Source organism: Arthrobacter sp. P1_C12_2 (genome assembly GCF_056406415.1).
Genome location: NZ_JBFUAF010000003.1, coordinates 198,194 through 223,692 on the forward strand (window position 1 = coordinate 198,194; position 25,499 = coordinate 223,692).

Sequence of the window (25,499 nt, forward strand, 5' to 3'; positions counted from 1 at the left end):
CTACCACTGCTCGTGCTGCGGGTACAGCGGGAAGTCGGCGGCGAGCTTGTCCACGCGTGCCTGCAGGGGCTCGATCTCCGTGGCGGCTCCGGACTTCAGCGCCGTGGCAATGATGTCTGCGACCTCGGTAAATTCCTCGGCGCCGAAGCCGCGCGTGGCCAGGGCCGGGGTGCCGATGCGCAGGCCGGAGGTGACCATCGGCGGGCGGGGGTCGAACGGCACGGCGTTGCGGTTGACGGTGATGCCGACCGAGTGCAGGAGGTCCTCGGCCTGCTGGCCGTCCAGCTGGGAGTTGCGCAGGTCCACCAGGACCAGGTGCACGTCGGTGCCGCCGGTCAGGACCGAGACGCCGGCGCCGGCGACGTCGGCCTGGCCGAGGCGTTCGGCGATGATCTTGGCACCTTCGAGCACGCGTTCCTGGCGCTCCTTGAATTCCTCCGTGCCGGCGATCTTGAAGGCCACGGCCTTCGCGGCGATCACGTGCATGAGCGGGCCGCCCTGCTGGCCGGGGAACACTGCCGAATTCAGCTTCTTGGCCCATTCCTGTTTGGCCAGGATCACGCCGGAGCGCGGACCGGACAGCGTCTTGTGCACGGTGGAGGTCACGACGTCGGAGTACGGGACCGGGCTCGGGTGCAGGCCGGCGGCGACGAGGCCGGCGAAGTGCGCCATATCGGTCCAGAGCAGGGCGCCGACCTCGTCGGCGATCGAGCGGAACGCCGCGAAATCGAGGTGCCGGGGGTAGGCCGACCAGCCGGCGATGATCACCTGGGGCTTTTCGGCGATGGCCTGCTCGCGCAGCTTGTCCATGTCGATCCGGAAGTTGTCTTCCTCGACCTGGTAGGCGGCGACGTTGTAGAGCTTGCCGGAGAAGTTCAGCTTCATGCCGTGGGTGAGGTGACCGCCGTGGGCAAGGGACAGGCCCAGAATCTTGTCGCCCGGAGTGATCATGGCGGCGAGCGCGGCGGCGTTGGCCTGCGCGCCGGAGTGCGGCTGCACGTTGGCGTATTCGGCGCCGAAGAGTTCCTTGACGCGGTCGATCGCGAGCTGCTCGGCGACGTCGACGTACTCACAACCGCCGTAGTAGCGGCGCCCCGGGTAGCCCTCGGCGTACTTGTTGGTCAGGACGGAGCCCTGCGCTTCCATCACCGCGCGCGGGGCGAAGTTCTCGGAAGCGATCATTTCCAGGGTGCCGCGCTGGCGGCCAAGTTCCTGGGCAAGGACGGCGGCGATTTCCGGGTCGAGTTCGGCCAGCGGCTGGTTGCTCACGGCGGCTGAGGTGGCGGTGGTAGTAGTCACGAGGAACTCCTGGTAGGCAACGGGTACGGCTATTGGTCAGGCTACCGGCTGGCCCGTTGCACCGCCCTTTGATTACGGGCCCCTTGACAGCGGGCCGCGACAGCGGCGGCCGGCACCCCGCGCGGGCACCAGCAACGGTGCGGCAGCGGTGATGCTGCCGACCGGTAAGACATGACCCTCGGCCCAGGCGTACGATCCGTGGTCTTCGTGAGTGCCGCTCCCTGATGGTTAGCCATCCAACGCCAGTTGCGACGGGTTAACACTACCAAAACCCTTTCAAAACTGCCCTTGAAGCGCGGGTAGGCTGTTCTTCGTGACTGACGAGAACCTGACTGCCTCCTACATCCTGACCCTGTCCTGTCCTGACCGGCCGGGCATCGTGCACGCCGTCGCCGGAGCCCTCCTGGTGGCGGGCGGCAATATTACAGACTCCCAGCAGTACGGCAGCCAGGGCACGGGCACCTTCTTCATGCGGGTGGAGGCGACGACGGCGGCGCCCCAGGCGGAGCTGCAGGCGGCACTCGAGCCCGTGGCGCAGGCCTTCGGGATGCAGTGGAGCCTCAATCCGGCCGGCCGGAAGGTCCGCACCCTGCTGATGGCCAGCACCTCCGCCCACTGCCTGAATGACCTGCTGTTCCTGCAGCGCTCCGGAACCCTGCCGATCGAGATTCCGGCCATCGTGTCCAACCACCGCGACCTTCAGGGTTTGGCGGAGTTCTACGGCATCCCGTTCCACCACATCCCCGTCACCCCGGACACCAAGGTCCAGGCCGAGGACGCCCTCCGGCTCCTGATGAAGGAACACGACATCGAGCTCACCGTCCTGGCCCGGTATATGCAGATCATCTCGGACGAACTGTGCACCGAGCTCACGGGCAAGGCCATCAACATCCACCACTCGTTCCTGCCCTCTTTCAAGGGTGCCAAGCCCTACCACCAGGCCCATGCCCGCGGCGTCAAGCTCATCGGCGCCACGGCGCACTACGTCACGGCCGCCCTGGACGAGGGGCCCATCATCGAGCAGGAAGTCATCCGGGTGGACCACCGGCGCACCGCGGAGCAGTTCGTGCAGATGGGCCGCGACGTGGAGGGCCGCACCCTCGCCCAGGCCGTGCAGTGGCATGCCGAGCACCGGGTCCTGCTCGACGGCAACCGGACTGTTGTCTTTAACTGAAACCGGTTCTTGACTAGAGCTATGGAACCTACCCGCAGGGACCGGCTCGAATCGTTCGTGGCGCTGTTGAAGACCGAGGGGCGGCACGGCGTGCTGGGGCTCGATTGCGGCCCGGGCGCCGACGGGCTGCATTTTGTGCAGTCCGGCATCCATTTCACCGGCGTCGACCGGTCCGAGGAGAACATCCACATCGCCCGGGCGCACGGGCTGGAGGCCTCCGTGGCGGGGCCGGTGTCGCTGCCGTTCGCCGACGCCGCGTTTTCCTCGGTGTGGGCGGTGGACGCCCTGGCCGGGCTGCCCCCGGAGGAATGGGACGACGTCGTCCGCGAACTCGGGCGGGTGGCGGAACCGGGCGCGCCGATCGCCGTCGTGCTCCCCGTCCCCGACCCGCGCAGCGAGGGCGACTGGGGCGGTGAGGGTTTCACGGTCCTCCGCTCCCCCGCCTGACTCAGACCCCCGTTGCGCTATCACTTGTGGCTGCTCTGAACGCTGTGAGCAGCCACAACTGATAGGGCAACGGGGGTCGGAGGTGTCCTAGGCTGGAGGCATGGCTCCCCTCTACGCATTCGCCGGCACCACTCCGGCCGTCCATGACTCCGCCTTCATCGCGCCCACGGCGTCCGTGATCGGCAACGCCACCCTGGCCGAGAACTCCAGTGCGTTCTACGGTGTCAGCGTCCGCGCCGACACCGCCGCCATCACCGTCGGCGCCGGCACCAACCTGCAGGACAACGTGGTGCTGCACGCTGACCCCGGCTTCCCCTGCACCGTCGGCGCCCGGGTCAGCGTGGGCCACAGTGCCGTGGTCCACGGCTGCACTGTTGAAGACGACTGCCTGATCGGCATGAGCGCCACCATCCTCAACGGGGCCGTGATCGGTGCCGGGTCCCTCATTGCCGCCGGTGCCGTGGTGCTGGAGGGCACCATCATCCCGCCCCGTTCCCTGGTGGCCGGCGTTCCGGCCAAAGTCCGGCGCGAGCTCAGCGACGAGGAGTTCGCCGGCGTCCAGCACAACGCCGCGCACTACCAGGAGCTGGCACGCGCGCACCGCGAACTTCACAGCGCGTGACTTAGACAGCGCCTGACCTGCGCAGCGCCTCGGCTACCCGGCGCCCGGGCCGACCGTCCGCTCAGTCCAGGGCGATCGGCCCGAGCTCGGAGAGCAGCTCGCCCGGTCCGGGATTCCCGGCGGGCGTGGATCCGCCGAGATGGTTGACCACGCCCCAGACCGCGTTGAGCCCGGTGGTGATGGCGCCCTCGGCCCAGCCTGCGGTGAAGGAGACGTCGTCGCCGGCGAGGAAGATCCCGCGCTGTTCGGCCGGCAGCCCGTCCTGCTTGAAGTGCGTGAAGAGCCGCTGCTGGTAGCGGTAGTGCCCCGGCAGGTTGGCCTTGAAGGCGCCCATGAAATTGGGGTCGGCCTCCCACGAGACCGTGATCGGCTGGCCCACGATGTGGCTGGCGATGTCCACGCCGGGGTAGATCTGCTCCAGCGAGTGCAACATGAGCTCCGCCCGTTCCTCCGCTGTGAGTGAGAGCCACTTCAGCGCGTCGTCGTTCCACGTGTAGGACAGCAGGATCACGGCCGGCTGGTCCGGGCCGTTGTCCAGCAGGTAGGTGGCCCGGTTCAGCCGGTCGGTCAGCGTCATGGACAGGACCTCGCGGCCGGTCGCCGGATCGATGTCCTTCCAGAACGGCCGGTCCACCATGACGAAGGTCTTGGAGGACTGCATGTAGTGGGAGCGTTCGATTGCCGTCCACAGTTCGGCGGGAAACAGGGCCTCGTCCGTGTGGATCCGCGTCGACAGCAGCCAGGACTGGCAGGTGGTGACCACCGCCGGGTAGGCGGATTCGCGTCCCCAGCGTTCCCGGATCCGGAAATCGCCGGCGCCGTCGCGGGCGATGCGCTCGACGGCGCCGCGCGGGGCGCCCGCGTGCAGCGAGGCCAGTGACGTGCCGTCAGGCCAGTGCGCCATGCCCGACGGCGAATGCTCCCACAGCGCCTCGGGGAGCCGCTGCGCGCCGCCGTCGATGAGCCGGTGCCGGTCGTCGGCGTCGGTGTAGACCACGCGAAGGATCTCGAGGATTGAGTTGGGGAAGTCGGTATCCCAGCCGCCGGTGCCGAACCCCACCTGCCCGAAGGCCTCGCGGTGGGCGAAGCCTGCCTCCTTGAAGGAGTCGCTGCCGGCGATGAAGCCATAGAACGTCTGCTCGTCCAGCTGCGGGAGCAGCGCGTTCCAGAGTTCCTTGATCCGGGCCGTGTCCCGGGCACGGATGGCCTCCTGCATCTCGGCGAACCCGGCGCCGTCGTTCACGGCAGCCTTCCACGCGTCCGCGACCTCACGGAAGAACGGCGGCAGGTCCGCCGCGGTCTCGGCATAGTATTTCTGGCCCGCGAGCTCGATTACCGTGCTGGATGTCTCCGGCGCCAGCGGATTGGGGAAGGCCCGGGTCTGGAGCCCGAGCAGGTCCACGTAGTGGTAGAAGGCCTTGCCGGATTCCGGGAAACGCATTCCGCCGAGGTCCGCCACGATGCCCGGCGCGGACGGGAAACTGGCAGTCCGCAGCCGGCCGCCGATCCTGTCGGCCTCGTAGACCACCGGCCGCAGGCCCAGCTTCATGAGTTCATACGCGGTCACCAGTCCGGACAGCCCGGCGCCGACGACGGCGACCTCGGTCCCGTAAAGCTCAGGCGGCACCGACCCCAGGCCCTCCGGGTGGGCGAGGTAGTGGTCATAGCTGAACGGGAAGTCCGGATTCAGCATGGTGACGGGCGCGGCGCCTGGTTCAGCAGCGGACCGGGGGGCCGGAAGTTCGGTGGCGATGGTCATGAGATCTCTGCCTTCAGTTCCTGGGGCGTAGGGGTGGTGGCGGGTTGGCGGGTTGATAGTTCAAGGTATTCCTCGTGGCCCAGGGCAGCCACCCTGGAGTTCTTCCGGCCGTAGCCGAAGTAGGCGGCACCGCCAACGAGCATCCAAACACCGAACACCGCCCAGGTCTCGGCGCCGAGGTTGGCCATGAGGTAAGCGCACATGAGCGCGCCGAGAATCGGCGTCAGCGGAAAGAGCGGGACGCGGAAGCTGCGCGTGAGCTCAGGCCGGGTCCGCCGCAGGTAGATGACTGCCACGTTGACCAAGGCGAACGCGAACAGGGTGCCGATGCTGGTCGCGTCCGCGAGGGCACCGAGCGGCACCAGCCCGGCGGTCAGTGCGACGGCGGTGCCCACGATCAGGGTTCCGGCAGCCGGCGTGCCGGTCCGGGCCGAGATCCGGCCGAAGACCTTGGGAACCAGGCCGTCGCGGGACATCGAGAGCAGGATCCGGGTCTGCCCGTACAGGACGGTCAGCACGATGCTGGCGATGGCGAGCACGGCGCCGACGGCGAACACCACGCCAACCCACGGCTGCCCGGTGATTTCCTCAAGGATCTTCACGAGGGCTGCTTCGGTGCCGTCGAACCAGCCCCAGGGGCGCGCGCCGATGGCGGCGACGGCCACGAGCACATAGATGCTGGTGACGATCAGCATGGAGAGGAGGATGGCCCGCGGGAGGTCTCGCTTGGGGTTGCGGGCTTCCTCACCGGCCGTGGAGGCGGCATCGAAGCCGATGTAGGAGAAGAACACGCGGGAGGCCGCGGCCGAGACGCCGGCGGCGCCCATCGGCATGAGGGGTTCGAAGTGTCCGCCGTTGAAGGCGGTGAAGGCCACGGCGCAGAAGAACAGCAGGATGCCGACCTTGACCAGGACGATCGCCGTGTTGATCCAGGCGCTCTCCTTGGCGCCGCGGACCAACAGCACCGTGGCCAGGGCCACAATGACGATTGCGGGCACGTTCAGCACGCCGCCAGATCCGGGCGGTTGCGAGATGGCCTCCGGGAGTCCCAGGCCGAAGACCGCCAGGGCCTCGTTGACGTACTGGCCCGCACCGACCGCTACCGCGGCCACCGAGACGGCGTATTCGAGCACCAGGCACCAGCCGCAGATCCAGGCCATGCCCTCGCCCATGGTGGCGTAGGTGTAGGAATAGCTGGAACCGGCGGCAGGCACCAGGCCGGCCATCTCCGCATAGGACACGGCCGAGAGCAGGGCGGCGAATCCTGCGATGGCGAAGGAGATCCAGATGGCCGGGCCGGCGAGCGGCACCGATTGGCCCAGGATAACCAGGATGCCGGTGCCCAGGGTGGCGCCGACGCTGATCATGGTCAGCTGCAGGACACCGAAGCTGCGGACCAGCTGCGTGCCGCCGTGCCCGGTCTCGGCCTCGCTGACCAGCTGCCCGATCGGCTTGCGGCGCAGGAGCTGGGCGGCGAGCCCCGGACGGCCGGCTTCCGCCGGGGGGCGTTCCCCGATCAGAGTTGGCACAGTCATCGTTGACGTCCTTATCTTCAGTAGTGGTCGGTTTCCCGAACCCACCCTAGGCGTGTGAGCCACCTCTCACGGTTGTGCAAAATGACCTATAGTCTTCAGTGATGAGACTTAATGCACCGGGAAGCCGTCGTCGGGCCGGCCAGGACGGGGGCCGCGGCCATGGCTGCTGAGGACCCCGAGCGGCTCGGCTTCGTCACGCTGGCGCAGTTCCTGGGCCAGCTGCCGGCACTCGGCGTCGTACACGACGGCGGCAACGGGCACGAACGCCTGCGCTGGGTGGAACCGAGCGAACTGGAAGATCCCACCCCCTACCTGCTCGATGGCGAGTTCCTGCTCACGGCCGGCCTGCCGTTCGTGGGCGAGGGAGGCAGCGAGGAGGCAGTGGATGCCTATGTGCAGCGCCTGGTCCAGGCTCGCGTGGGCGCCCTGGGCTTTGGCCTGGAGCCGTACTTCGACGCCGTGCCGGATGCCGTGGCGCGGGCCTGCCGGCAGCACAACCTGACCCTGGTCTCCATCCCGGAGAGCCTCCCGTTCGCCGCGTTGGGACTGGAGTTCTCCCGGCTCCTCGAATCGGATAACGCCAAGACCTTCCGCCAGCTGGCCGATACCAGCCGGCAGCTCATGCGCGCGGTCTTGTCTCCGCGCCCCGAGCACGAACTCCTCGCGGCCCTGGTCCAGCGCGTCCCGGTTTGGGCGGTGCTGGTCGGCGCCGACGGGCGGGTGCGTGCCCGCGGTTCGGGCCCCTCCCCCGGCCCGCGGGCCTCCGGCGCCGCCGTCGACACCGCTGTCGGCCCCGCCCCAGGCGTTGACTCCGCCGACCTGCAGCCGCTGCTGGCCAGGCTGCTCGGCGGCAGCGGTCCGCGGGTGGAGATGGATTCGTTCGACGCCGCGGGCTCGTCCCTCGTCTTCGGGTATCCGCTGCGCAGCACCCGGGACGCCAACCTCGGCGCGCTCGTTCTCGGCACGGACGCCCCGCTGACCCCGGCCCAGAACAGTGTTGTCTCGACCGCCGTCGGGCTGCTGGAACTGCTGGTCCGCCAGCGCATCAGCGGCTCCCTGGCCCCGAGCCAGCTTGCCACGGCGTTGCTGCTGCATCCGGAGAGCGTGGCCTCGGGATCCGCACGGCATGTCAACGGTTTCAAGGACCTGCTGGCCCAAAGCATCTCCTCCACCCGGTCCGGCCAGCTGCGGGTCGTCCAGGGCGTCCGGATTGACCCCGCCCCGGGCACCGCCCGGACTGCGGGCGGGCCGGGCCGCACGGGCGAGGCTCCGGTGCGGGCGTTGCTGGAGTGGCGGCGGCTGTTCGACACCAAACTGGTGGAGCTCACCGAGTACGGCTTTGCCACCATCACCCGGCTAAAGGTCGACGACGCCCTGCTCGCCGAAGTGGAGCGGCTCGGCTGGCGCCTTGTGATCGGCAGCGGCACCGAGTTCGCGGGCCTGCCGGACGCTTACCGGCGCGCCGCCTCGCTGCGCAACCGCGTCCTCACGAGCCGCCGGAGCGTCCGGGCGGACGACGTGACCTGGTCGGTGACCGGCCTGCTGGGACCGGTTGCCGGCACCCTGCTGGCGGGCCGCCTGCTGGCACCGCTGCTCGCCCTCGAGCCGGAGCGCCGCGACAGCCTGCTCGGCATCCTGCGGGCCTGGCTGGGCGAAAACGGAAGCTGGGACGCCACGGCTAAGGCCACGGGATTGCATCGAAACAGCGTCCGCCGGCAGATCGGCATCATCGCTGAGCTGCTGGGCCTTGACCTCAACCAGGCGCAGGCGCGCGCGGAACTCTGGATCGCGCTGCAGTACCAGGACGGGCTCGAGCTGCCCGATGCCCCGGCAACGGCCGGCTCCCCCGCCGGTCAGACGCCCCAGGAGCCGTAGATCTCCGGGCGGCGGTCGCGCAGGTAGTCCACGGCGTCCCCGACGCGGTCCGACGCATCGGCCGCGGCGCGGCCGGCCTCGCCCAGCTCGGCAAACAACAGTTCCGGCCCGCCTCCGGCTTCGGCCAGGACTGTGCCGTCCGGGCCCGCGACGATGCTGCCGCCGCGGAAGTCGCAGTCTTCCTCCATGCCGGCGTGATTGGCGTAGGCCACCGTCAGCTGGTTCTCCAGTGCCCGGGCCCGGACCAGCACCTGCGGCACGGCGTCGAACCCGCCGGCGAGTGCCGTCGGCACCAGCAGCAGCTCCGCGCCACGCAGGGCAGCGGCCCGCGCCGACTCGGGGAACTCGATGTCGTAGCAGATGACCAGGGCCGTTTTGTGTCCGTGGAAATCCACGACGCCGGGGGCCGCCGCGGCGGGCGCAAACGCCGCCCGCTCGTCCGGGCCGAACAGGTGCACCTTGTCATAGCTGAGCAGCTCATGGCCGGACGCGTCGACCAGGGTGGCGGAAATGTGCCACTCGCCCGCCGGCGTCACCGCGGGCAGGCTGTAGACCAGGGCGATGGTGTGGCGCCGGGCGATGCCGGCCAGGGCTTCCCGGAGCGCAGGCAACCCGCCGGGATCGAAGGCCTCCCGCAGCCGGCGCGGCGCATAACCCACGGGGAAGAGTTCCGGGGTCACCAGCAACTGCGCGCCCGCGGCGGACGCTTTTTGCGCCGCATCCTCCACCGCGGCGCAGTTCGCCTCAATGTCCAGCACGGCGGCGTTCGCCTGCATCAGGGCCAGCAGCACCATTACCACCTCACGTTTCCGGGCGCCTCCGCGGGGTCGCAGCGGGCTCTCCCGACCCAGAGTAGCCGCGTCCCGGAACGTCGTGTGTGGTGCATTTCCACCCGGGCGGCGGGCAAGCGGGGCAGAACGTCCTTGCCGTGGAGACGGGGAGTGCCGGCCGCCCTTCGCCCCACAGGCGAAGCGCGCGGCCGTTACCGTTGCGTTAACTTCTTGACTACAAGCCGGGAATGCGTCACGCTTCATAGCATGCCCTCACCAACGCGCTCAACGAGGAGCCGCACCAAGAACCCGGGATCGCAGTCCGCCCTCCGGCATTTGAACCAGCAGCGGATCATCGAATGCCTCCTCGCGGGCCCTTCCACGCAGGCCGAACTGGCCCGCCAGACGGGCCTTTCGACTGCCACGGTCTCCAACATCGTCAAGATCATGCAGGACGCCGGGCTGGCCTCGACTGAACCCATCACCAGTTCCGGGCGGCGCGCCCTGAACGTCCGGCTCAACAGCAACGGAGCCGTCGCCGTCGGGATCGACTTCGGCCGGCGCCACCTGCGCGTCGTGCTCGCCTCGCTGAGCTACCACGTGATCGCCGAAGAGTCGGTCCTGCTGCCCTTGGGCCACCACGCCGAGGAGGGCATCCAGGCCGCCGTCGGCGTACTGGACCGGCTGCTCGCGGACAGCGGCGTCGAGCGCAGCGCCCTGGTGGGTGCCGGCGTCGGAATTCCCGGCCCCATCGACCGCCGCACCGGCACCGTGGCGCAGGGCGCGATCCTGCCCGAATGGGTGGGCATCAACATCCTCAAACGCCTCGAAGAAGCGCTTGAACTCCCCGTTTTCGTGGACAACGACGCCAACCTGGGCGCGCTCTCCGAGGTCACGTGGGGGCCGCACAGCGGCATCAGCAACCTGATGTTCCTCAAGATCGGCTCGGGCATCGGCGCGGGTCTGATCCTCAACGGCGTCCCGTACTACGGCAACGTCGGCATCACCGGCGAAATCGGCCACGCCACCATCCACGAGCACGGGCTGATCTGCCGCTGCGGTAACCGCGGCTGCCTGGAAACCATCGCCTCCACCACCACCATGATCGAGCTCCTGAGCCGGGGCGAGGACCGGCCGCTCACGCCCGGGGACATCGTCCGAAAGGCCCTGGAACGGGACTCCGCGACGCTCCGTGTCGTGGACGATGCCGGGCTCGCCGTCGGACGCGCCCTCGGCAACGTGGCGAACCTGATCAACCCTGAAGTCATCGTGGTCGGCGGCCCGCTGGCAGGGCTCGGCCAACTCCTTTTGGACCCAATCCGGCGCGGCCTGATCCGCCATGCGGTGCCGGTCGTCGGCGAGACAACCACCCTCACGATGTCGTCCCTGGGCGACCGGGCGGAGGCCCTCGGGGCCACGGCTTTGGTCTTCCAGCACGCCGGAATCCGGCGTAACTAACCATTTTGTTATCCGCCCGTTGCGTTAAAGACTTGACGACAAGGGCGTGATCCAGTTTACTTTTCCATCAGACGGCCCTGCGGTTTGCAGGGGCGGACAACGAAGTCATGCATTGGAGGCGTAAGGGCAGATGACGTCCCTCAACACGCACAGTGATCCGCTAATCCTCGAGATGCGCTCCATCACCAAGGAATTCCCCGGCGTTAAAGCTTTGGCCGATGTGAGCCTGCGGGTGAAGGCCGGCGAGATCCACGCCATCTGCGGTGAGAACGGCGCCGGGAAATCGACCCTGATGAAGGTGCTCTCGGGGGTGTACCCCTTCGGCACCTACACCGGCGACATCGTGTACCAGAACGAGGTCCAGGAGTTCAAGGACATCCGGGCCAGCGAGCACGCCGGGATCGTGATCATCCACCAGGAACTCGCGCTCATCCCCGAACTGTCGATCATGGAGAACATCTTCCTCGGCAACGAGCCCACCAAGCGCGGCGTGATCGACTGGGCCGAGGCCCGGACCCGGTCCACCGAACTGCTGGCCCGGGTGGGGCTGCGCGAGGACCCGGACACCCCCATCAAGGAAATCGGCGTCGGCAAGCAGCAGCTGGTCGAGATCGCCAAGGCCCTGAACAAGTCTGTCAAACTCCTGATCCTCGACGAGCCCACGGCGGCGCTGAACGAGTCCGACTCCCAGCACCTGCTGGACCTCATGCTGGGCCTCAAGGGCCGCGGAATCACCTCGATCATCATTTCGCACAAGCTCAACGAGATCGAACAGATCGCGGATGAGATCACGATCATCCGCGACGGCAAGTCGATCGAGACCCTGAACGTCAAGGCCGACGGCGTCGACGAGGACCGCATCATCAAGGGCATGGTGGGCCGGACACTGGAATCACGGTTCCCGGACCACGAGCCGAAGATCGGCGAGGTCCTCTTCGAGGTAAAGAACTGGAACGTCGGGCATCCTCAGATCCAGGACCGCCTGGTCTGCAAGAACTCCAACTTCTTTGTCCGCCGGGGCGAGATCGTCGGGTTCGCCGGCCTGATGGGCGCCGGACGCACCGAGCTGGCCCGGTCCGTGTTCGGGCGTTCCTACGGCCGCTTCATTTCGGGCCATGTCTACAAAGACGGCAAGGAACTGCAGCTCAAGAGCGTCCGCCAGGCGATCGACGCCGGGCTCGGCTACGTCACCGAGGACCGCAAGTCCCTGGGCCTGAACCTGCTGGACGACATCAAGGCCACCACGGTCTCGGCAAACCTGCGCAAGATCAGCAAGAACTTCGTGGTGGACGCCAACAAGGAATACGCCGTCGCCGAGGAATACCGGAAGTCGCTGCGGACCAAGACGCCCTCCGTGGAGGAAGGCGTCGCGAAGCTCTCCGGCGGCAACCAGCAGAAGGTCGTGCTGGCGAAATGGATGTTCACCGACCCGGACGTGCTGATCCTGGACGAGCCCACCCGCGGGATCGATGTCGGGGCCAAATACGAGATCTACGGCATCATCCAGAAGCTGGCCAACGAGGGCAAGGCCGTGATCGTCATTTCCTCGGAACTGCCCGAACTGCTGGGCCTCTCGGACCGGATCTACACGATTTTCGAAGGCGCCATCACCGGCGTGCTGAACAAGGACGAAGCCAGCCAGGAAAGCCTCATGAAACTCATGACGTCCGCCCGCAAGACCGCTTGACCCTTTGGGACAAACCAGAACAATCCGAACACCCCGGACACAAGGACTGAAACAATGAACGCGCTCAAGAAGCTCTTTGGCGGCAACACCCGCCAATTCGGCATGATCTTCGCCCTGGTTGCGCTGATCCTGTTCTTCGAGATTTTCACGGAGGGCCGCACGCTCACATCGGGCAATGTCATCAACCTCTTCAACGGCAACTCCTACATCCTGATCCTCGCCATCGGCATGGTGCTGGTCATCATCGCCGGGCACATCGACCTCTCGGTCGGTTCCGTCGCGGCCTTCGTGGGTGTCTGCGTCTCACTCTTCATCCGCGACTGGGGCCTGCCCTGGTACATCGGCGTTCTGATGGGGCTGGGGCTCGGCGTCCTGATCGGGTGCTGGCAGGGATTCTGGGTGGCCTACGTCGGCATTCCCGCGTTCATCGTGACGCTGTCCGGCATGCTGATCTTCCGCGGCGCCAACCAGTTGGTCGGCAAGTCGAACACCATCCCGGTCCCCACGGATTTCCAGTACATCGGCTCCGGCTACCTGCCCGAGTTTGGACCGAATACCGGCTACAACAACCCCACCATGCTCATTGGCCTGCTCGGCGTCGCGTTCGTGATCTTCAGCGAGATCCGCTCCCGCCGCAACGCCAAGGCCCTCGGTGCCGAGGTTCCCGAAGCGTGGGTCATGGTCCTCAAACTGGTACTGGTCTCCGGCGCCATCCTCTACGCGACCTACCTCTTTGCCACCGGCCGGCCGGGCACCTCCTTCCCCGTGCCGGGCCTGATCCTGGCCGTCCTGGTCCTCGTGTACGGCTTCATCTCCTCCAAGACCGTTATCGGCCGCCACATCTACGCCGTCGGCGGCAACCGGCACGCCGCCGAGCTCTCCGGTGTCCAGTCCAAGAAGGTCAACTTCCTGGTCATGATGAACATGTCCTTCCTGGCCGGCCTCGCCGGCATGATCTTCGTCGGCCGCTCCACCGCCTCAGGCCCCTTCGACGGCGTCGGCTGGGAACTGGACGCCATCGCCGCCGTGTTCATTGGCGGCGCCGCTGTCACCGGTGGCGTGGGCACCGTGATCGGCTCGATCATCGGCGGCCTGGTCATGGCAGTCCTGAACAACGGCCTGCAGCTGCTCGGCGTCGGCGCCGACCTCACCCAGATCATCAAGGGCCTGGTGCTCCTGATCGCCGTCGCCTTCGACGTCTACAACAAGACCCAGGGCAAGAGGTCCGTGGTCGGGATGCTGATGAAGAACTTCAGCCGCAGTAACGAGATCAAGGCCGACGAGACAACCCAAACCACAGACGTCATCTCCAGGGGAGCCTGAGCGGCTCCCCCTGGTCCACGATTCCCCCGTTTTCTCCGCACACCATCAAAAGAAAGTGAACCAAGCAATGCGAATGATTGGTAAAGCAGGAAAGGCAGCAGCGATCGCTGCTATTGCGGCACTGGCGCTGACGGCCTGCGGCCGTTCCGACACCGGGACTACCGGCGGTTCGAGCTCCGGAGGCGAAGCATTCCCGAAGGGCTCCTCGATCGGCGTCGCGCTGCCCCAGAAGACCTCGGAAAACTGGGTTCTGGCGGAGCAGCTGTTCAACGACGGCCTCACCAAGGCCGGCTACAAGCCGGATGTGCAGTTCGCCAATGGCGGCGTTTCGGATCAGCAGAACCAGATTAGTGCCATGATCACCAAGGGCGACAAGCTCATCATCGTCGGTGCCATCGACGGTGCGCAGCTGGGCACCCAGCTCAAGCAGGCCAAGGATGCCGGCGCCACGATCATCGCGTATGACCGCCTGCTCCTGAACACCCCGGACGTGGACTACTACGTGGCCTACGACAACTTCAAGGTCGGTGAACTCCAGGGCCAGGCGCTGCTGGACGGCATGAAGGGCAAGAAGCCGGCAGGCCCGTACAACATCGAGCTCTTCGCAGGTTCACCTGACGACGCCAACGCGAAGGTCTTCTTCGACGGCGCCATGAGCGTCCTGAAGCCGAAGATCGACGACGGCACCCTCAAGGTCCTCTCGGGCCAGACGAGCTTCGAACAGGCCGTTACCCAGGGCTGGAAGGCAGAGAACGCCCAGAAGCGCATGGACACCCTGCTCGCCGGAACGTACGGCAGCGCCCCGCTTGACGGCGTGCTCTCCCCGAACGACACCCTGGCCCGCGCGATCATCACCTCTGTCAAGGCCGCCGGCAAGCCGATCCCGATTGTCACGGGCCAGGACTCCGAGGTTGAGTCGGTCAAGTCCATCATGGCGGGCGAGCAGTACTCCACTATCAACAAGGACACCAATGCACTCGTTGACCACTCGATCACCATGGTCAACGACGTCCAGGCAGGCAAGACGCCCGAGATCAACGACGACAAGTCCTACAACAACGGAGTCAAGGTTGTTCCCGCGTACCTGCTGAAGCCGGTCATCGTGACCAAGGACAACGTCCACACGGCGTACGAGAACGATCCGGTACTCGGACCGATCACCAAGCAGTAGTACCCGCCCCGGCACGCGACAGTCGCGCGCCAGGCAACAGAGCCCCGGCTCCCCCGCGAGGGAGGGCCGGGGCTCTTGCGTTGGCTCGTCTTGCCTGGTTGTCCGCCTGGTTTCCGCCTGGTCTTTCGCCTGCGGTAATTCGCTTCACAGCGGAGACATAGCTTCGCCGGGAGGTTCGCACAGCGGCCCGTACCACTGTGGGATCAGCGCCGGGCATCGGGCCCGGCAAAGAAATCCTAGGAGTACCGTGAGCGTTCTTGCCCGGAGTGTAGGCAACGCCTTTCGAAACAAGGTCAGGACCGCCGCTGTGGTGGCTGTGCTGGCCGTAGCAATCGGACTTGCCCTGGCCATGCTCGTGGCCAACCAGGCCGTCACCGGCAAGGTCGCCGAGCTGAACGCCTCGGTGGGCACGGTCTTGACCGTGAACCCGGCCGGCGGCCAGGGGTTCGAGGGCGGCGGCGAACCGCTGACCTCGGCGCAGGCCGCCACGGCCGCGGCCGTCCCCAACGTCAGCACCGTTGTGGGCACCAAGGCGCTGCGCCTGCGCAACGCCGCTGAAACCGCCGCCGAGGCCGCGTCCGGACGCCCAGCGCAGGGCGGGCCGGGCGGGCAGTCGGCCACCTCCGTCACCACGAGCCTCACGGCCGCCGTCGACGCCGGCACGCTCGGCAACCGTAACCAAGCTACTTCCAGCACATCCGGAAGCAGCAGCACCACGCAGGCCGCGCCGGCGTTCTCGCTGCCCATCACGGCAACCGGCATCGGCGCAGGGGTGGACTCCACCGGCAAGGCCCTGCAGCTGACGCAGGGCACCGGCCTGGGCAACTACACCGCCGCGTCCACCGGCGCCCTGCTGGGCACCACGCTGGCCACGAAGAACGGCCTCAGCGTCGGCTCGACGTTCACCATCGGGGCCCAGACCTTCACCGTCCAGGGACTGTTCGACTCCGGGACCGCCTTCGGCAACAACGCGCTCTACGTGACGCTGCCGACGGCCCAGACCCTCGCCGCGCTGCCGGACGAACTCTCCACCATGATCGTGACGGTCAACAGCATGGAAAACGTCGACGCCGCCAAGACCGCCCTGCAGGCGGCGCTCGGCGCCGACAAGGCCGACGTCACCCAGGGCCAGCGGAACCTTGAGACCGCCGTCAGCTCGCTGGACAGCGTCAARAACATTTCCTTCATCGCCTTCGTCGCGGCCCTTGGCACCGCTGGCCTGATCATCCTCCTGATCATGGTCATGCTGGTCCGCGAACGCCGCCGCGAGATCGGCGTCCTGAAGGCCATCGGCGCCCCGAACCGCACCATCGGCCTGCAGTTTGTGCTGGAGGCCCTCGTCCTGGTGGCCCTGGGCAGCGTGGTGGGCGCCGCCGTCGCCTCCCTCGCCAGCGGCGGCATCGCCAGCGCCCTCATCAGCTCAAGCAGCTCCAGCACGACGGCGGCGACCGGCCAGCGGGGCGGCCCGGGCGGGTTCCCGGGCGGGGCGGGCGGCCCGCTCGGCGGGGCCAGCCAACTGCTGACCTCCGTGACGGCGAGCGCCTCCCCCGGCGTCATTGCCGCGGGCATCGCCGCGGTTTTCGGCGTCGCCATCATCGGGGCCCTCGTCCCGGCCCTGCTCACCGCCCGCATCCGTCCCATCGAAGTCCTCCGAGGAGAATAGCCATGATCGAAGTCAAGAACCTGGTCCGCACGTTCAAGTCCGGCGACCGGACCATCAAGCCGGTCAACGATGTCAGCTTCGAGCTCGAGCAGGGCACGCTGGCCTCGATCGTGGGCAAGAGCGGCAGCGGCAAGAGCACCCTGCTCTCCTTGCTCGGGGCGCTGGACAAGCCCACCAGCGGCGATGTGGTGGTCAACGGCGTGAGCCTGGCCGGCATGCCGGACGGGAAGCTGACCAATTACCGGCGCCGGGACATCGGATTCGTGTTCCAGCAGTTCAACCTGATCCCGAATCTCTCGGCCGTGGACAACGTGATGCTGCCGATGGAGTTCGCCGGCGTGCGCAAGGCCGCCCGGGCCGAGCGGGCCCGGCAGCTGCTCGAACAGGTCCAGCTCGATCCGGACAAGCATGTCCGGCGCATCAACCGGCTTTCCGGTGGCGAGCAGCAGCGGGTGGCGATTGCCCGGGCGCTGGCGAACGAACCCAAGTTGATCCTGGCCGATGAACCCACCGGCAACCTGGACGAGCAGACCGGGGAGCACATCATCGAGCTGCTCAGCACGCTCAGCCGGGACCACAACACCACCATCCTCGTGGTCACCCACGACCGCGCCCTGGCCAACAAGACGGACCGGCGCTTCCGGCTCCAGCAGGGCCGGCTCACGGAGGAAACGGCCCGGACCCGCGCGGCGGCGGCCCTGACCGGCTGAGGTCCGGCGGAGGAGCTGCGGGCGGATCCCCTCCGATCCGTCCGCAGCTCCGTCGTCGCCCCCCTGGGCTAAAACCCCACCCCACCAGCGATCCGGTGAGAAGATGGCACCATGTCTGCCCTCATCGCGAAGCCGTGGCTGTTCAGCCAGCCGGACCAGGATCCCCGCACAGCCACCGGCGCCAGGCTGCGCTGGGGGGTCATCGCCACCGGCGGGATCGCTGCTTCGGTTACCCGCGACCTCGCACTGCTGGCGGATGCGGAACTGTACGCCGTCAGCTCCCGCACGCAGGCGGCCGCGGACGCGTTCGCGGCCGACTACGGCTTTGTCCGCGCCTACGGTGACCAGGACGGCAGAAGTGGCTATGCCCGCATGCTCGCGGATGACGCCGTCGACGTCGTCTACGTCGCCACGCCGCACGCCCACCATCACAAAATAGCCCTCGCCGCCCTCAACGCCGGCAAGCACGTCCTGTGCGAGAAGGCCCTCACGATCAACGCCCGGGAAGCAGCCGAGCTCATCGCGGTGGCGCGGGCAAAGGGCCTGTTCCTGATGGAGGCGGTGTGGAGCCGGTTCCTGCCCAGCATGCAGCGGGCCTTCGAGATCGCCGCCTCGGGCGAGATCGGCGAGGTGAAATGGGTCGGCGCCGACCTCGGCTTTCCGGCGCCGTACTCGCCCGGTTCCCGGCTGTGGGCGCCAAAGGACGGTGGCGGCGCCCTGCTGGACATGACGGTGTATCCCCTGCTCTGGGCGCTCGGCACCCTGGGGTTCCCGCAAACGGTCAGCGCCACCGGCTGGCTGAACGACGACGGCGTGGACGCCCAGAATGCGTTGACGCTCGGTTACCACCACGGTGCCCAGGCCCAACTGACCTCGTCATTGATGGCCTACGGACCCCGGACTGCCACCGTCGCGGGCAGCAAGGGCTACCTTCAAAGCCCAGGCTCCATCAACAACCCGAAGGAACTGCTGATCCGGATCGGCTTCGAGGAGCCCCGGACGGAGCAGTTCACCGTGGTGGGGCGTGGCTACACCTACGAGCTCCGCGAGGTCACGCGGTGCATCCAGCAGGGGCTCACCGAGAGCCCGGTCATGCCGCTGGAAGACTCCCTGAACACCATGCGGCTTTTCGACGGCGTACGCGCCCAACTCGGCGTGAGCTACCCCAACGACGCCCACTGACCACATCCCGCTTTCGACGTCCCACAGCCAACGGACGCGGCGCATCCCAAGTGTCTCGGTATGCCTACAGTTTCGGCTCCGCTCTGGACTCTCCCGTTGGGGCCGACTTACCCTGTAGGCAATTGTCCAGTCTTCCGGGAGCGGGGGTGCGCGCATGGATCCAGCAGCAGCGTCTTCCCGCGCGGGCCTCACCCTGCGCCCCATGCGCCCCTTGCGCCGGGTTCTCCTGGCCGCCGTCGCCGGTGCCGCGTGGCTGACACTGTCCTGCACGGCCGCACAGGCGGACGATGCCTGCACGTTCTCCAGGACGGCTGCCGAGGCCGCTGAGAGCGCGGCCGCCGCCGACTGTGCGGACGCCGACGACCTCCCTGTTCCCTCCCTCGACGGCGTGGTCTCCGTGGACATCGCTACAGTCCCGGCGGGCACCTGGGCGGCAGGCGCCGTTCCGGGCCCGAGGGCAGTTGCGGCGGACGTTGGTTCCGCCGACACCGACGAGCCTGCGGACAATGCCCCTGCCCCTGCGGTTCCGGATCCTGCGGTTCCGGACCCCACCGTGCCGGCGGCACCCGACCCGGCGGTCCCTGTCCCGCCGATCCCTGACCCTTCGCTACCTGACCCTTCGCTCCCTGCGCCTGCAGTCACCCCGCCGGCAACCGGGCCCGTGGTGGACCCAGGTGTTGTTCCGCCGGCCGTAGACCCTGCTGTTCCTGTTCCCGGCGTTGTTCCGCCGGCCGTAGATCCCGTGGCCCCGGCTCCGGATGCGGCCGGCGCGCTGCCCGGTGACCCCGCGTCCGTACCTTCGGGCGGCGTCGTTCCGGGCGCCGTCCCGGCGGGGACGCCGGCAGCCGTCGACGGCGCATCGTCGTCGGGCGCCCCGTCGTCGGGCGCCGCCAAAGCAGTCGCCCCCGTGGCTGCGCCAGCAGAACCGCCGGCGGCTGCTCCCACCGGCTCCGAGGCGGCCCGTCCCTTCCAGGCATCCAGTCCTCCGGTTGCCCCGGTTGCCTATCCCGCCTTGCTCATGCCTGAACCCCGGGGCGGGCCACCTGTCCAGTCCGGCGCTGCCCCGCCGGCCGAGCCCCCTGCCGGTACCGGTGAACCGCCGGATCCCTCCGGTAACCCCGGTCCGAGCCCGTGGCATGGCGGCACGGGCCTGCCTGCGCCAGAAGCACTCCCGCCTGCTCCGGGCTCCGGATCCGGCAGCGGGCACTCCGGCAGCGGGCCTGCCGGAACGGCCGCGTGGATGCCCAGCCTGTTCTTCTACGTGCCTACGATCGGCGCCGACCCTATCAGCGGTCCGCTCCAGCACGAGTACGCAGCCGTTAGCGCTGACCCCGGTTCTTCTCCTGACTAGTCGGGCCGTCTCTGCCTCCCCAGAGCACGGTCCGTCGGGCTGCCTTTGCCGCCCGTCAACAGTCACCCAGGAGAATCCCCCATGGACTCGACCGTCCACCGCCGGGTTTCCGGCACCCCAATCCCCTCAGGCCTGACCCCGTCAGCGCCCGCCCACCCGGAACACTCCGGTCCGCAGCCGCGGCCCGGCTGCAAGCCCCGCCCGCCCTAGCGCATGCCACCGCTCCCATCAAGGTCCTGTACCGCCGGAGCGAGGTCGTTGGGTCCGCTGGGGGACCCAACGGCATGCTCCGGCGGAAGGGCGCCTGCGGATGAGCGGCCGGCCAGGCACTGCACTTCACTACCCGGACCGGCGCGTCTGCCGCCGCCGCGCTGAACAAAACCAGATACCCGTCCCCGTATCATTCTTTAGGAGCACCGCCGGTGCGCACACGGAAGGTACGGGAACATCGTGAACAGTTCGCCCAACAGCATCGCGGCGGAGCCCTTGGGCGGCCGCTATCAGCTGGGGGAGGTGATTGGCCGGGGCGGCATGGCGTCGGTCTACACTGCCAGGGACCTGAACCTTGGCCGGGACGTTGCCCTGAAACTCTTTGCACCGCAATCGGCCGATCCTGACGAGCTTCGCCGCCAGGAAGCAGAGATCGAGCTGCTGGCGACCCTGAACCACCCAAGCCTGGTGACGCTGTTCGACGCCGGGACGGACACCCGGATTCCCGACGAACCCCGCCCTTTCCTGACCATGGAGCTCGTGGACGGCCAGGATCTGCGGACCCGGATCCGCCACAGTCCCCTGCCGCTGGACGAGTTGGCCGTGGTCGGCGCCGGGATCGCCGACGCCCTCGCCTATGTCCACGGCCTCGGCATCGTCCATCGGGACATCAAGCCCGCCAACATCCTCCTGGTGCCGGTCCGGCCGGGCGAGCCGCTTCGGCCCAAGCTCACAGACTTCGGCATCGCCCGGATCATCGATGGGACCCGGCTTACAACCACGGGAACCCTGGTGGGAACCGCCGCCTATCTCAGTCCGGAACAGGCCCGCGGCGCCGATCTCGGACCGGCGAGCGACATTTACTCCTTGGGCCTGGTCCTGCTCGAATGCCTCAAGGGCGAAGTGGAGTACCCGGGCAGCGCCGTCGAATCCGCCGTGGCCCGCCTGCACCGCGCCCCCGTCATTCCGGACACCGTGCCCGAGGAGTGGGCCCGGCTAATCCAGGCCATGACCGTCCTGGACCCGTTGGACCGCCCCGCGGCCGCCGACCTCGAGGCGGCCTTCCGCGTTGCGCTCGTTTCCCCCGGATCGCTGCCCGGGCCCGTCAAAACGGAACCCACCCGGATACTCCCGGCCCCGCCGCCAAGGCGGCCCCGCGCGCCCCGGCCCGGAGTAGCGGCGGGAACACGCCCCCTGATCGCGCTGGACCCGGATGCCCTCCCCCTTCGGCCGCGCCACCGCCGCTCCGTGTCGCGCGGAGCCGCTTGGTTCCTCCGGGCCCGGCTCCGCACCCGCGTTGCTGTGCTGCTCGCCGTGCTGGCAGTCCTTGCCGTCGCGGCAACGATCGCGGTCACCATCTCAGCCCCCGCGGCGCCCGACGTCGTCCCCTACCCCACCGTCACCGGACCGCTCGGCGATCACCTGAAGGATCTGCAAAAGGGCGTGGAACCATGAGCCAGTCGAGAACCGCCGGGCAGCACCACAGCGGCACCAGGCACCGGATGTCCGCAGGAATCCTGGCGGGACTGCTGTTGGCCGGGGCACTGGCCGGCTGCGGCTCCCCCGCCCCCGAACTGGGCAGCGGCGCGGCCAGGCAACTGCAAGCCGAAGTCCTGGCTGTCAGCGAGGCTGCAGCCGCCAACGACCCCGCCGGTTCCCTGAAGCACCTTGACGAACTGCTGACCCGGCTGGATGCCGTCGCCGCGAGCGGCGAGGTGTCCTTCAGACGCCACCAGAGCATCAAGTCATCGATTGACGCCGTCCGCGCGGACCTGACCGCGCAGCAGGCGGCCGAGGCGGCCCGGAAGGCTGCGGAAACAGCAGCGGCTGAACAGGCTGCCGCGGCTCAGGCGGCAGCCCAGGCGGCTGCCGCCCAGCCTGCCCCGGCCGCCGTCGCCCCGGCGCCTGCGCCTGCGCCGGCTCCTGCTCCGGCTGGCAAGGGCAAGTCGAAGAAGGGGAACGGCAAAGGCTGAGGCACCACGTAACTGCTGCCGCACCAGATTCCGCGCCACTCGCGGCCGCGACAAGCGTCGGCATGCCGCAGACCGACCGTCACTCCGCCGTCGTCATCGTCAGCCTACTTACTATTTCGGCGGAAGCCCGCTAGCGTAGAGGAACGGCTTTACGCCGGTCAACGACAAGAATCGCGGACTGCCGTCCGCCAATCGAAGGAGTGACGCCTGCATGGCAATTGTTCAGGAATCCATCGAAGTCAATGTTCCGCTAAGCCAGGCCTACAACCAGTGGACGCAGTTCGAGGAATTTCCGCACTTCATGAGCGGCGTGGAATCCGTTAGTCAACTGGACGACACCACTGTCCATTTCAAGACCAGCATCGGTGGAGTCCGGCGTGACTACGATGCGCGGATCATTACGCAGGAACCGGACCAGCGGGTGTCGTGGGAAAGCCTTGATGAACCTCGGAACGCCGGCACCGTCTGGTTCGAGGACCTCGGCGACGCCGAAACGAAGGTGAACGTCGAGCTGACCTGGGAGCCGGACTCGGCCACGGAAAAGATCGGCGCGGCCATCGGCCTTGATTCCCGCCAGGTTGCTGCCGACCTGAAGAAGTTCAAGCAGTTCATCGAAGAGCGCGGCGCCGAGACGGGCGGGTGGCGCGGACGCGTGGACCCGGTCGCGCCCGGCGCTGCCACCGCCGTACCGCTCCAGGAGGAAGTGGGCTACGGCGCGGAGCCTGCCTTCCAGCGCGTAGACGCCGATCCCGATCTTGCCCCCGAGCCGCCCTTCGGCCAGGACCAGCGCTAACCGGTCGTTTACTGGGCTGACTGGTTTGCGCTTTGCGGACTGGCAGCAAAACGCCCCGCCTCCCTTTCGGGAGACGGGGCGTTCTGCGTGGCGACCGGCCAGGTATTGCCAAAGCGCCGTCTGCGCGCTGCGGCTGGACTACTTGGTCAGCGTTGCAAGCACTTCGCTGAACTTCGCCGAGGGGCGCATGACCGCTGCGGCCTTGGCCGCGTCCGGCCGGTAGTAACCGCCGAGGTCCACCGGGGAACCCTGCACGGCCAGGAGTTCGCCGGTGATGGTGTCCTCATTGGAGGTCAGCGCGTCAGAAACGGCGGCGAAGGCCGCAGCGAGCTCGGCGTCGTCAGTCTGGCGGGCCAGTTCCTGGGCCCAGAACTTGGCCAGGTAGAAGTGGCTGCCGCGGTTGTCCAGCTCGCCGGCCTTGCGCTTCGGGGACTTGTCCTCGAGCAGGAACGTGCCGGTGGCGCGGTCCAGGGTGTCGGCCAGGACCTGGGCGCGGGCATTGCCGGTGCTGGTGGCGAGGTGCTCGAAGCTGACGGCCAGGGCGAGGAATTCGCCCAGGCTGTCCCAGCGCAGGTGGTTTTCCTTGAGCAGCTGCTGGACGTGCTTCGGGGCGGATCCGCCGGCGCCGGTCTCGAACAGGCCGCCGCCGTTGATCAGCGGCACCACGGAAAGCATCTTGGCGCTGGTGCCCAGTTCCAGGATCGGGAAGAGGTCGGTGAGGTAGTCGCGGAGCACGTTGCCGGTCACCGAGATGGTGTCCTCGCCCTTGCGGAGGCGTTCCACCGTGAAGGCCGTGGCCTCGTCCGGGGACATGATGGCGATTTGCAGGCCCTCGGTGTCGTGGCCCTTGAGGTATTCCTCCACCTTGGCGATCATCCGGGCGTCGTGCGCGCGGCCCTTGTCCAGCCAGAACACGGCGGGCGTGGCGGAGGCGCGGGCACGGGTGACGGCAAGCTTCACCCAGTCGCGGATCGGCACGTCCTTGGTCTGGCAGGCGCGCCAGATGTCGCCCGGGGCAACCGTGTGCTCGATCAGCACGGTGCCGGCGTCGTCGACGATCTGGACGGTACCGGCGGACTGGATTTCGAACGTCTTGTCGTGGCTGCCGTATTCCTCGGCGGCCTGGGCCATGAGGCCGACGTTCGGGACGGTGCCCATGGTGGTGGGATCGAAGGCTCCGTGCGCGCGGCAGTCGTCAACCACAACCTGGTAGATGCCGGCGTAGCTGCTGTCCGGGAGGACGGCGAGCGTATCGGCTTCCTGGCCGTCGCGGCCCCACATGTGGCCCGAGCTGCGGATCATGGCCGGCATCGAGGCGTCGACTATGACGTCGGAGGGCACGTGCAGGTTGGTGATGCCCTTGTCGGAATCGACCATCGCAAGTTCGGGGCCCTCGTTGAGGCCCTTTTCGATGGCTGCCTGGACGTCGCCCCGGATCTCCTCCGGCAGGTCGTCGAGGCCGTTGAGGATGGAGGCAAGGCCGTTGTTGGGGCTCAGGCCGGCGGCGGCGATCTGCTCGCCGTAGGTGGCGAAGAGGTCCGCGAAGTAGGCCTTGACGACGTGGCCGAAGATGATGGGGTCCGAGACCTTCATCATGGTGGCCTTGAGGTGGGCCGAGAACAGCACGCCCTCGTTCTTGGCCCGGACAACCTGGGCGGCGAGGAACTCATCCAGGGCCGCGGCGCGCATCACGGTGCCGTCGATGACCTCACCGGCCAGGACCGGGAAGGCACGCTTGAGGACCTTTACGGTGCCGTCTTCCTTGACAAGCTGGATCTTGATGTTGGTGTCGGCCTCGATCACCACGGACAGCTCGTTCGAGCGGAAGTCGTCGGCGTCCATGTGGGCCACGTTGGTCTTGGACTCCGGCGTCCAGGCGCCCATGCTGTGCGGGTTCTGGCGGGCGTAGTTCTTGACCGAGAGCGGGGCGCGGCGGTCCGAGTTGCCTTCGCGCAGGACCGGGTTCACGGCGGAGCCCTTGATCTTGTCGTAGCGGGACCGGATGTCCGTTTCCTCGTCCGAGGAGGGGTTGTCCGGGTAGTCCGGCAGCGCGTAGCCGTGGCCCTGGAGTTCGGCGATGGCGGCCTTCAGCTGGGGCACGGAGGCGCTGATGTTGGGCAGTTTGATGATGTTGGCTTCGGGCGTCTTGGCGAGGGCACCAAGCTCGGCCAGGGCGTCACTGACCCGCTGCTCTTCGGTGAGGTAGTCGCCGAACACGGCGATGATGCGGCCGGCCAGCGAGATGTCGCGGGTCTCCACTTCCACACCGGCCGTCGAGGCGAACGCCTCAATGATCGGCAAGAACGAATAGGTGGCCAGCATCGGCGCTTCGTCGGTGTGGGTATAGATAATCTTTGCCATTGCGCGGGCGTCTCCCTGAAGGTCTGGGTATTTCCGGAATCTTGTGTTATCTCAACACCCCTAACTTACCCGAGGTGCCCCCGTTGACGCCTACCGGCGTCGTGCGCGGACGGAAGAGTGACACCCCAACACGGCA

20 protein-coding genes are annotated in these 25,499 nt (G+C 67.9%); 15 read left to right on the forward strand and 5 right to left on the reverse strand.

Translation table 11 applies throughout. From position 1 onward, the window contains the following. Window positions 1-1,299 carry a serine hydroxymethyltransferase gene (gene glyA, locus AC1DZQ_RS05530; protein ID WP_476962556.1) on the reverse strand — a complete coding sequence of 433 codons (1,299 nt, stop codon included), beginning with the start codon at window positions 1,297-1,299 and terminating at the stop codon, window positions 1-3. A 313-nt stretch (window positions 1,300-1,612) separates the two neighbouring features. Here glyA and purU point away from each other — a divergent pair, with 313 nt between their 5' ends. The 3 genes from purU (at window position 1,613) to AC1DZQ_RS05545 (ending at window position 3,542) form a co-directional block, all read left to right on the forward strand. Next, window positions 1,613-2,473: a formyltetrahydrofolate deformylase gene (gene purU, locus AC1DZQ_RS05535; protein WP_476962557.1), complete on the forward strand. Its 861-nt coding sequence runs from the start codon at window positions 1,613-1,615 to the stop codon at window positions 2,471-2,473. 21 nt (window positions 2,474-2,494) lie between these two features. Continuing rightward, window positions 2,495-2,920, forward strand: coding sequence for a class I SAM-dependent methyltransferase (locus AC1DZQ_RS05540; protein WP_476962558.1), 426 nt, complete (start codon window positions 2,495-2,497; stop codon window positions 2,918-2,920). Between the two features lie 100 nt (window positions 2,921-3,020). Further along, on the forward strand, window positions 3,021-3,542 hold the full coding sequence (locus tag AC1DZQ_RS05545; protein ID WP_476962559.1) for a gamma carbonic anhydrase family protein: 522 nt from the start codon (window positions 3,021-3,023) through the stop codon (window positions 3,540-3,542). Between the two features lie 61 nt (window positions 3,543-3,603). Here AC1DZQ_RS05545 and AC1DZQ_RS05550 read toward each other — a convergent pair whose 3' ends face one another. Together AC1DZQ_RS05550 and AC1DZQ_RS05555 are read right to left on the reverse strand one after the other, a co-directional pair. Continuing rightward, a complete protein-coding gene (locus AC1DZQ_RS05550) occupies window positions 3,604-5,301 on the reverse strand; it encodes a flavin monoamine oxidase family protein (RefSeq protein ID WP_476962560.1) in 1,698 nt (565 codons plus the stop codon). Next, window positions 5,298-6,836 carry an amino acid permease gene (locus tag AC1DZQ_RS05555; RefSeq protein WP_476962561.1) on the reverse strand — a complete coding sequence of 513 codons (1,539 nt, stop codon included), beginning with the start codon at window positions 6,834-6,836 and terminating at the stop codon, window positions 5,298-5,300. The genes AC1DZQ_RS05550 and AC1DZQ_RS05555 overlap by 4 nt, the downstream gene beginning before the upstream one ends. Window positions 6,837-6,995: 159 nt before the next feature. On the opposite strand from AC1DZQ_RS05555, the gene AC1DZQ_RS05560 reads away from it, so the two are divergent. Beyond that, window positions 6,996-8,711 carry a PucR family transcriptional regulator gene (locus AC1DZQ_RS05560; RefSeq protein WP_476962619.1) on the forward strand — a complete coding sequence of 572 codons (1,716 nt, stop codon included), beginning with the start codon at window positions 6,996-6,998 and terminating at the stop codon, window positions 8,709-8,711. On the opposite strand, the gene AC1DZQ_RS05565 is transcribed toward AC1DZQ_RS05560, so the two are convergent. Next, window positions 8,690-9,505 (reverse strand): nitrilase-related carbon-nitrogen hydrolase, encoded by an 816-nt coding sequence (locus tag AC1DZQ_RS05565; RefSeq protein WP_476962562.1) that lies wholly within the window; start codon window positions 9,503-9,505, stop codon window positions 8,690-8,692. The two genes, AC1DZQ_RS05560 and AC1DZQ_RS05565, sit on opposite strands and share 22 nt — an antisense overlap. Before the next feature lie 243 nt (window positions 9,506-9,748). Here AC1DZQ_RS05565 and AC1DZQ_RS05570 point away from each other — a divergent pair, with 243 nt between their 5' ends. The 11 genes from AC1DZQ_RS05570 (at window position 9,749) to AC1DZQ_RS05620 (ending at window position 23,002) form a co-directional block, all read left to right on the forward strand. Next, window positions 9,749-10,939: an ROK family transcriptional regulator gene (locus AC1DZQ_RS05570; protein WP_476962563.1), complete on the forward strand. Its 1,191-nt coding sequence runs from the start codon at window positions 9,749-9,751 to the stop codon at window positions 10,937-10,939. 130 nt (window positions 10,940-11,069) lie between these two features. Beyond that, on the forward strand, window positions 11,070-12,626 hold the full coding sequence (gene mmsA, locus AC1DZQ_RS05575; RefSeq protein WP_476962564.1) for a multiple monosaccharide ABC transporter ATP-binding protein: 1,557 nt from the start codon (window positions 11,070-11,072) through the stop codon (window positions 12,624-12,626). Between the two features lie 54 nt (window positions 12,627-12,680). Next, complete coding sequence (gene mmsB / locus AC1DZQ_RS05580) at window positions 12,681-13,949, forward strand: multiple monosaccharide ABC transporter permease (RefSeq protein WP_476962565.1); 1,269 nt, start codon at window positions 12,681-12,683, stop codon at window positions 13,947-13,949. Between the two features lie 67 nt (window positions 13,950-14,016). Further along, window positions 14,017-15,120: a substrate-binding domain-containing protein gene (locus AC1DZQ_RS05585; RefSeq protein WP_476962566.1), complete on the forward strand. Its 1,104-nt coding sequence runs from the start codon at window positions 14,017-14,019 to the stop codon at window positions 15,118-15,120. A gap of 247 nt (window positions 15,121-15,367) precedes the next feature. After that, a complete protein-coding gene (locus tag AC1DZQ_RS05590; protein ID WP_476962567.1) occupies window positions 15,368-16,783 on the forward strand; it encodes an ABC transporter permease in 1,416 nt (471 codons plus the stop codon). Between the two features lie 2 nt (window positions 16,784-16,785). Continuing rightward, entirely contained in the window at window positions 16,786-17,493 is a 708-nt protein-coding gene (locus tag AC1DZQ_RS05595; protein WP_476962568.1) for an ABC transporter ATP-binding protein, read from the forward strand. A 111-nt stretch (window positions 17,494-17,604) separates the two neighbouring features. Continuing rightward, window positions 17,605-18,675, forward strand: coding sequence for a Gfo/Idh/MocA family protein (locus tag AC1DZQ_RS05600; protein WP_476962569.1), 1,071 nt, complete (start codon window positions 17,605-17,607; stop codon window positions 18,673-18,675). Window positions 18,676-18,829: 154 nt separating this feature from the next. Then, window positions 18,830-20,026, forward strand: a complete 1,197-nt coding sequence (locus AC1DZQ_RS05605) for a hypothetical protein (protein WP_476962570.1) — start codon at window positions 18,830-18,832, stop codon at window positions 20,024-20,026. Between the two features lie 447 nt (window positions 20,027-20,473). Beyond that, window positions 20,474-21,691, forward strand: a complete 1,218-nt coding sequence (locus AC1DZQ_RS05610; RefSeq protein ID WP_476962620.1) for a serine/threonine-protein kinase — start codon at window positions 20,474-20,476, stop codon at window positions 21,689-21,691. After that, window positions 21,688-22,209, forward strand: coding sequence for a mucin-associated surface protein (locus AC1DZQ_RS05615; protein WP_476962571.1), 522 nt, complete (start codon window positions 21,688-21,690; stop codon window positions 22,207-22,209). Before AC1DZQ_RS05610 ends, AC1DZQ_RS05615 begins: the two co-directional genes overlap by 4 nt. A 211-nt stretch (window positions 22,210-22,420) precedes the next feature. After that, entirely contained in the window at window positions 22,421-23,002 is a 582-nt protein-coding gene (locus AC1DZQ_RS05620) for an SRPBCC family protein (RefSeq protein ID WP_476962572.1), read from the forward strand. A gap of 138 nt (window positions 23,003-23,140) precedes the next feature. On the opposite strand, the gene AC1DZQ_RS05625 is transcribed toward AC1DZQ_RS05620, so the two are convergent. Continuing rightward, on the reverse strand, window positions 23,141-25,363 hold the full coding sequence (locus AC1DZQ_RS05625) for an NADP-dependent isocitrate dehydrogenase (protein ID WP_476962573.1): 2,223 nt from the start codon (window positions 25,361-25,363) through the stop codon (window positions 23,141-23,143). Window positions 25,364-25,499 lie beyond the last annotated feature (136 nt).